The 6,587-nt window shown below is 53.4% G+C and carries 6 protein-coding genes; 4 read left to right on the top strand and 2 right to left on the bottom strand.

Annotation, left to right across the window (positions count from 1 at the left end; genetic code table 11):
- Positions 1 to 300: 300 nt before the first annotated feature.
- Positions 301 to 1,626, bottom strand: a complete 1,326-nt coding sequence (locus VEI50_03400; GenBank protein ID HXX74152.1) for a DUF4382 domain-containing protein — start codon at positions 1,624 to 1,626, stop codon at positions 301 to 303.
- Positions 1,627 to 2,186: 560 nt separating this feature from the next.
- Complete coding sequence (locus tag VEI50_03405) at positions 2,187 to 3,167, bottom strand: hypothetical protein (GenBank protein ID HXX74153.1); 981 nt, start codon at positions 3,165 to 3,167, stop codon at positions 2,187 to 2,189.
- A gap of 421 nt (positions 3,168 to 3,588) precedes the next feature.
- Between VEI50_03405 and VEI50_03410 the strand changes: the two genes are divergently transcribed.
- The 4 genes from VEI50_03410 to VEI50_03425 all read left to right on the top strand — a co-directional run bounded on the left by VEI50_03410 (position 3,589) and on the right by VEI50_03425 (position 6,392).
- Positions 3,589 to 4,530: a formylglycine-generating enzyme family protein gene (locus tag VEI50_03410; GenBank protein ID HXX74154.1), complete on the top strand. Its 942-nt coding sequence runs from the start codon at positions 3,589 to 3,591 to the stop codon at positions 4,528 to 4,530.
- A gap of 1,066 nt (positions 4,531 to 5,596) precedes the next feature.
- Complete coding sequence (locus tag VEI50_03415; protein HXX74155.1) at positions 5,597 to 5,794, top strand: hypothetical protein; 198 nt, start codon at positions 5,597 to 5,599, stop codon at positions 5,792 to 5,794.
- A gap of 135 nt (positions 5,795 to 5,929) precedes the next feature.
- Positions 5,930 to 6,166, top strand: coding sequence for a hypothetical protein (locus tag VEI50_03420; GenBank protein HXX74156.1), 237 nt, complete (start codon positions 5,930 to 5,932; stop codon positions 6,164 to 6,166).
- Positions 6,167 to 6,251: 85 nt separating this feature from the next.
- Positions 6,252 to 6,392, top strand: a complete 141-nt coding sequence (locus VEI50_03425; protein HXX74157.1) for a hypothetical protein — start codon at positions 6,252 to 6,254, stop codon at positions 6,390 to 6,392.
- Positions 6,393 to 6,587: the final 195 nt, after the last annotated feature.

Genomic DNA, 6,587 nt, shown 5'->3' on the forward strand with positions numbered 1-6,587 from the left:
GCGGTTTAGGAAACCGTGGCCCCGACCCTCCTCCAGCCTATTCCAACTCACTCAGGCCAACTCCAGCCAAGGTTTGCGCAAAATCCGAACTTTGGCTGGAGTAGGCTGGAATGAGCTGGAGTGAGGTGGAGTTGAGCACAAAATGAGCACAATAGCCTAACCTAGGAGGGGAGATGGGAGCCATCTTAGGTAAAGTCGCTACAGTGCCAAGCCGGGCTGAGGACCAACATGTCAGGAGTTTTGAGGCGTGCCTTGGGAGGCGCTGCCCAAAAGACAGCGCCTCCCATTTCTAATCGTCAATTACGGTGACAAGCTGAAGTTGTTTCCCGTAACTCCCGTCGTAGAAGTAGTGGCGACCGAGTGAGGCGCGGGGTTCTGGGTTGCGTAAGTTGTCGTTGAGCCATCTGCTTGGAGGACCTGAGCGGTCCCCACAACAGTGTAGACACCGGCAACCGTCGACTGGTTTGTAGAGCTAAGTGTCAGGGGGAGAGGGGTACTGTACGGGTACAGCAACGGCGCGCCAACGGGCAGTGTGAGGTTGTAGGAGTAGTCACCGACTGTGGGCGTCGTGAGTAACACCATGGCCACTTGGGATTTGATGGTCACGGTGGGACCAGAGTTCAACGTCTGCTTCGCGCCGACCAGCACCATGCCCTCGTCCGTGGCGGGGTTGCTTAACGTGACGGTGCCGCTAATGCTCTGCGAGTTGGAGGCTTGCAACGTAAACGGGTTCGTGCTGGTACTAATGTTGGTGATGCTCGTATTACTTGCGATCGGGACTGAGGCGATGACTGCTGCGGCATTGCCATCCGCGGTAATCACGACATCAAAGTGACATGGGAAACTGGGACAGTGTGTTGCATCCGTAGGAAGAAGGCCGAGGAAGAATTCGCCAGTTTGGGTATTCGGGACCGTCGTACGAACGACCGTCCCATTCTGCTGGGCCGTCACGACGACGTTGTTCGTGAGCAGCGACATCGCAACAAAGCCGTCGATTCCGTTGTTCAGCACATCGGTCATCACCTGGATAACGGGCTTGAGCGCATAGCTGCCGTTATTGCGTGCCACGATTGAGTTGCACGCATTAAACTCGAGCACCACGTCTACATGTTGCCCGGCGGCCACGTCGAAGTCGTGAACCAGTTTAATGCCGCTCTGGACTGCGCTGGGCGTAGCGAGCGCAATTTCAGTGGTCGAGTTCATCAGGACCACCGAATTGGCCAGAGGCTGCAGGGGATTATTACTGTTCGGCACCAGGACCAGGCGCAACTGCTGGTAATGGCCTGCGGTCAGGGGGGCCTGGCCCAGCGAGAGAAGCGTGCCATTATTGAGGTTAAGCAGATTGATTTTCTGCGGCGGATTGAGAGTGATATCGGTCCAGCCGGGATCCGTGTCGGAAGCCGTGGAACTTTGATGCACTCGAACTGTGTTGGGGGTCACATACACGGCATTAAATCCACAGGCTGGGTCGTCGGTGAGCGAAACGGCCATGGTGCCCGTGCCGCCACCGCTGGCACTGCTACCACCGCTGCCACTCCCACCACTCCCGCAGCCGATGAGAAGGAACCCGAGCAGAACTGCCATCACCGCTCTCACTGAGTTGAAACAATTCTTGGAGGTATTCATCTTTTCCCCTCCTATCCTTGAGGGCCATCATCGTGCAAAGTTCGACATGGACAACTCACCCGGGAGCAAATTGCATACGAGGTGAGCGAACTACTGTCCAAGAGAGTCCGGTAATTCCTCAACAAATACATGGGATGAGTGGCCCCATCACAGGGAGAGATATAAAACAGAGTTGTGTAAAAAAACAACAGCTTAGTAGTCCTACGTAAACAAGTGTGTCATATGAATTTAAACTGCGTGGTGTATCTCAACCATCTTTCCCTAATCGGTCAATAGGAGGGGGTGGAGAAAAATTCCTGCGGAACCGCTGAAGAGAACAAAATCTTCGGAGGCAATCGAGTTCAATTAAAGGATTGCGTCAGATACCATGGGCACCGAAGAAATTTAACCGTCATATATGAAATGTCCAGAAATCCTTCTGAGTGTCGACTTTTAATCCAAGAAATTTCATACCCTTCCCTGCCACGATTTGGTGGTTCACAAACAACTGATTTTGCGATTCCGCCATAGCCTCACTATTGGACAGTCGCCCATCTCACTGAAAAGGATAGCCTGTGTCACTATCTTTTGAGAACACTTTTGCCAATAGCGTGGTACCTCGCCTTCACGGCGGGTAAACTTTTGGCGCCTAGATTGCCTTCCGATCCGTCCCAGAGAAACGGAAAGATTCCAATGAACTCCGGAGACGAACATATGAGCTGCATATACTTGTCATTTTCCGCCAGCATTTTCCGCGTCTCCCCCTCTGTGGCTTGTGCAGGCATAATGGCTTGAGGAACAGCGATGAGCCTCTGATTCGCGATTAACTTAGAGCGCAACCTTTCTACATACCAAGACATGGAACGACCACCACAGTCCTTAAACGTGCCATGGTAGCAATCAAATCCGACCCAATCATACCCACTAGGAATTACGAACTTATTATTTCTAAGTGTCGCAGCAGCAAAAATGACTGCCACAGGCACGCCTGGGAATGTTGCATGAATCAGGGCGTTGACTGTCGCTAGATTTGTCGTCATTTGTTCAGGTGTCACACAATTTGATGGGCTAATGACGCAGTTTTGTGAGGCAGACCAGTAAGGCTCATCAAGTGGGTAAAATGCTGCCACATGCTCAATGCCGGCGGCCCTTACGGTCGATGCGATATTCTGCCATCTTGCCTGATAGTCGCTCCTTAAATTTAAATACTCGTCAAATAGTTCCCATCGCATACTGATTATCGACTTCATTCCATTTCTGGCAGCTTTGGAGACTTTGTTTGAAATATTCCCCGCGATCCACGCGATGTTGGAATGATCTGAAATATCATTAATGTAATCCCCACTTCCCACTCCATCCATCGCGCTCGCGAAATACCCAAAGAATTTAATATGGGGTGCCATTTCTTGGGAGGGGAGACATTCGCCAGCTTTAGGATCTAGTGCCCAGCCCTGGGCAGGTCCCCATAATGTTCCGATCACTCCTCCGATAATCGCCAGACAACGCATCGCCTTAACAAAATTCCTAACTGAGTCTCCGATATTCGTATCCACGTTAGCCATTTTTGCCTCTCACAACGAAGAAAAGTTATACGTGAAGTAGCGCAAGCAAGTTCAACTACCGGCCTAAGCGAACTATGACTCGGTTACTCGTCGGTTTCAGCTTATTGATATGCATCAGGAGCTAGCCCTGTCTGATATCTTCAAAATCCACTTCCGATTCAGCTCCTAAAGGTGGGCTTCGGCGGTGGCGCGTCTTTCGCGATCCACGTTGCTATAGATGCGGTTTTGCTGTGTACGCGGACGCATGAGGCCTGAAGAGTACCACGGGCTCAAAAGGGTAGCAACCTTCCCCCCGGTTCACAAGGGCGGGCTCTTGATTTCTTGACGGGACCGGTTCTAAATGCGATGCACCTACGGAAGAAGTTGAGAGCGCGACACCCGCCGAAGTGCGGAAAGGCAAGATGCGCAAGGAGGATGCCCCGTGCAAAGGACAGGAATTATAGGCCAGGTTATTTTCACAGGACTGTTGAGCGTGAGTGGGCTGGCTTTTGCGTTGGATGTCGCCGATGTGACTAGGGAGTGGACTCCCGAAGGGAAAAAACTTGCCGCTGAACGGGCCAAGCTGCCTGCTCACGATGAAATGGTCCGCGTCCCTGCGGGTCCGTTCATGATGGGAAGTGACAAGAAAGTTGATCATAACGCCTATCGTGCTGAGTTTCCGCAGCGCAGCGTCTATCTGGACGCTTTCGACATCGATAAGTTTGAGGTCACGACAGTGCAGTTCTTGAAGTTCGTCCTCGCCACGAATCGATCTCCCTTGATTGACTGGCAATACGATGGTGGAAATTTTCAAGACACCATGGTCAATCATCCGGTTATGCACGTCTCCTGGTACGACGCCGATGCCTATTGCAAGTGGGCAGGCAAGCGGTTGCCCTCTTCGGCAGAATGGGAGAAGGCGGCTCGAGGCGAGGACGGACGCATCTACCCATGGGGCAACGAACCGGCAGGTTTGAGCCGCGCGAACTTCGCCCGCACGGGGCTATCCGGCCCGGTGCGTGATCGGCCGGAACGTCTGCTGCTCTACCCGCCCATCATCTCTGTCGACAAGTACGAGAACGCCGTCAGCCCCTATGGCGTCTATCAGATGGCCGGCAATGTCGCAGAATGGACAGCCGACTGGTATGACCCCGACTACTACAAAAAGGCACCGAACCGAAATCCAAAGGGGCCTGAGAAGGGAACCCAGAAGGCCTTTCGTGGAGGAGGTTGGATCGACAGTGCGCCTTCCGTGCGACCTGCCCAGCGAAATGGAACAGAGCCTAACACGAAGATGAACTGGCTCGGGTTTCGCTGTGCACGGGATGTGAAAGAAGGGGGTGAAGCGTCGCAAGCGAAGCCGGAACGAACCAGTCTACAGTAAGCCTTCCTGACGCGGGTCCTATCACATCACAGGCCGGTCCGAGGGGTCATGCCGCCTCAGCAACTCGGCGGCGTGACCCGCGGTTGATTAGTTTGCTTCCTCTTGTGAATCTCTTATGAGAGCAAGTAGTTAGAGATTTGCGCTACCTCACCGCTACCAGCTCGAAATCATTTGGTTTTGGAACCGGCAGAAGGATACGTCAAAGTCATTGAAAAATCGACTTCTCCCCTCGCGACCATGAGAGAGGTTTTTGAACACTGTGCGCAGATCGACTAGACAAGCGGAAAGAAGCTGAAGATCGTTTTGAAGGTTTTGTCTTTCGTTCGAAGTGGTGAACAGGTAAGACTCGAATGGTTAGACTGAGCTTGTGCTAAATTTGTGCTAAAAGTAACCCTAAAGGCCACGATTCATTGGAATCAATGGAAACAGTAGAAGCCACCTAAGAGCCCAATAAAGAACGAAAAGTGGGGAAACCATTTGAAACACCGAGCCTTTTCAAAAACATCTAGCTTCCATTTGTAAACCGCAGGTTGGAGGTTCGATTCCTCTCGCCAGCTCCAGCACATAGACGGCTCGCCTCCTCTCAGTTGCCACCACTTTACTCCCTCTTGCTAGGCCGAGCCCCTGGTTGAGGCGATCCACTGCAGCCTTGCTCCTCAACGGCAACCATTTCCCATAGGTATCGACCGTCAATTGAATGCTCGTGTGATCGAGTTGGCATTGCACATAAGCGACCGACTCCCCTTGCTGTAACACCGGACTCGCATAGGTGTGACGGAGACCCTGTGGGATGAAATGCTTCGGCCGTCCTGCCAGCGGATCAAAGGAGATGAACGGGTTATCATCCTAAGCCCTGTGGGAATCGGCTAATCCAGTGGCCACCGTATCACAGAGTGGAGTCGTAACTAGATTTCTTCCGCCAGAGAATCTACCATAGGGCCCTCACGTGGTGATACGATTGCGTGGCCTTCCCCAGTCTCCACCGGGGCAATCTCAGTCAGCACAAGCGAGAGAAGAGACGGGTTGCTGCCGAAGGGGAAGGAGAACTCGGTGCGACCAGAGGAGCATGATGACGAACGATGAACTGACCACTGCCATCGCCGACGCGATTTACGATTTCTCGGATACGTTGCGTGGCCTGCTCGAAGAAGCGGGACGACGCCTCGATGAGGGACAGGGGAATGCGGCGCTCTTCCAGTCGTCTCACCTTGGGGCCCGTATTCTCGCCTTCATCGAACATGAGAAGCCCAAGGAAAAAGGATGACCGACGACGGCTCTGGACATTTGCCCCACGAAAGGGATTCGGATGCGTGTATGTCTCTCCCTCAGTCTAGCCCTGGTACTCAGTGTCCAGCTCATGGGCTGCCGCCCGAGCGGGCAAGCCACCTTAGATGGCATCATGTATTCGTGGGTGGGCCAGCCCCGTGATGCCTTCGAGCGTGCTTGGGGTCCACCCATCCGGGAGATCCCCTTAACGACAGGGGGCAGCCTCCTGATCTATCACCGTGCCGAACAACAGAACGAAGCGCTCGGAGGCGATCGTGAAGCAAGCGCATCGAAGCGGTGTCGGGTGGAAATCGAAACGGATAAGTACCAAAAGATTGTCGGCTGGCGCTATCAAAGTGAGTGTTATTAGGAGAAGACAGGCTCCTCCCACAGGGTGAGTGAGGCCGGATGAGAAAGGCCGATATTGCCAGATGCAATCATGAGCAGGCCGGATCTTGGAGCAAGAGGCACTGGCGCTGTTGGAGTGGATTCTTGAACTTCTCAAGTCCGGAACCGATCTGAACGGCACGTGGCAGGGTTCGCTGGCCGAATCCACGGGTCCTGCGCGCCATCAGACGCCAGAAAAGTACGAGTGAGGCCGAAGAGGAAGGAGAATGCAATGCATATGATGCTTATTGTCGTACTTGCGGGACTGACCTAGCCCCCTTAATCCGGTCCACCCTGTATGTTAGGGTCGGGCCAAAAGGAGGGCCATATGCCACGTTTCCGTCACACCGTCGAACAGATCCTCGCCAAATTGCGTGAAGCCGAAGTCGCCCTGAGCAAGGGCC

The sequence above is a fragment of the Nitrospiraceae bacterium genome, from assembly GCA_035623075.1.
GTDB lineage: Bacteria > Nitrospirota > Nitrospiria > Nitrospirales > Nitrospiraceae > DASPUC01.

Excerpts from the sequence above, each read along its gene's own strand:
- VEI50_03415 (HXX74155.1), top strand. The coding sequence starts at position 5,597 with ATGATGACGAACGATGAACTGACCACTGCCATCGCCGACGCGATTTAC.
- VEI50_03400 (HXX74152.1), bottom strand. The coding sequence starts at position 1,626 with ATGAATACCTCCAAGAATTGTTTCAACTCAGTGAGAGCGGTGATGGCA.
- VEI50_03405 (HXX74153.1), bottom strand. The coding sequence starts at position 3,167 with ATGGCTAACGTGGATACGAATATCGGAGACTCAGTTAGGAATTTTGTT.
- VEI50_03420 (HXX74156.1), top strand. The coding sequence starts at position 5,930 with ATGTATTCGTGGGTGGGCCAGCCCCGTGATGCCTTCGAGCGTGCTTGG.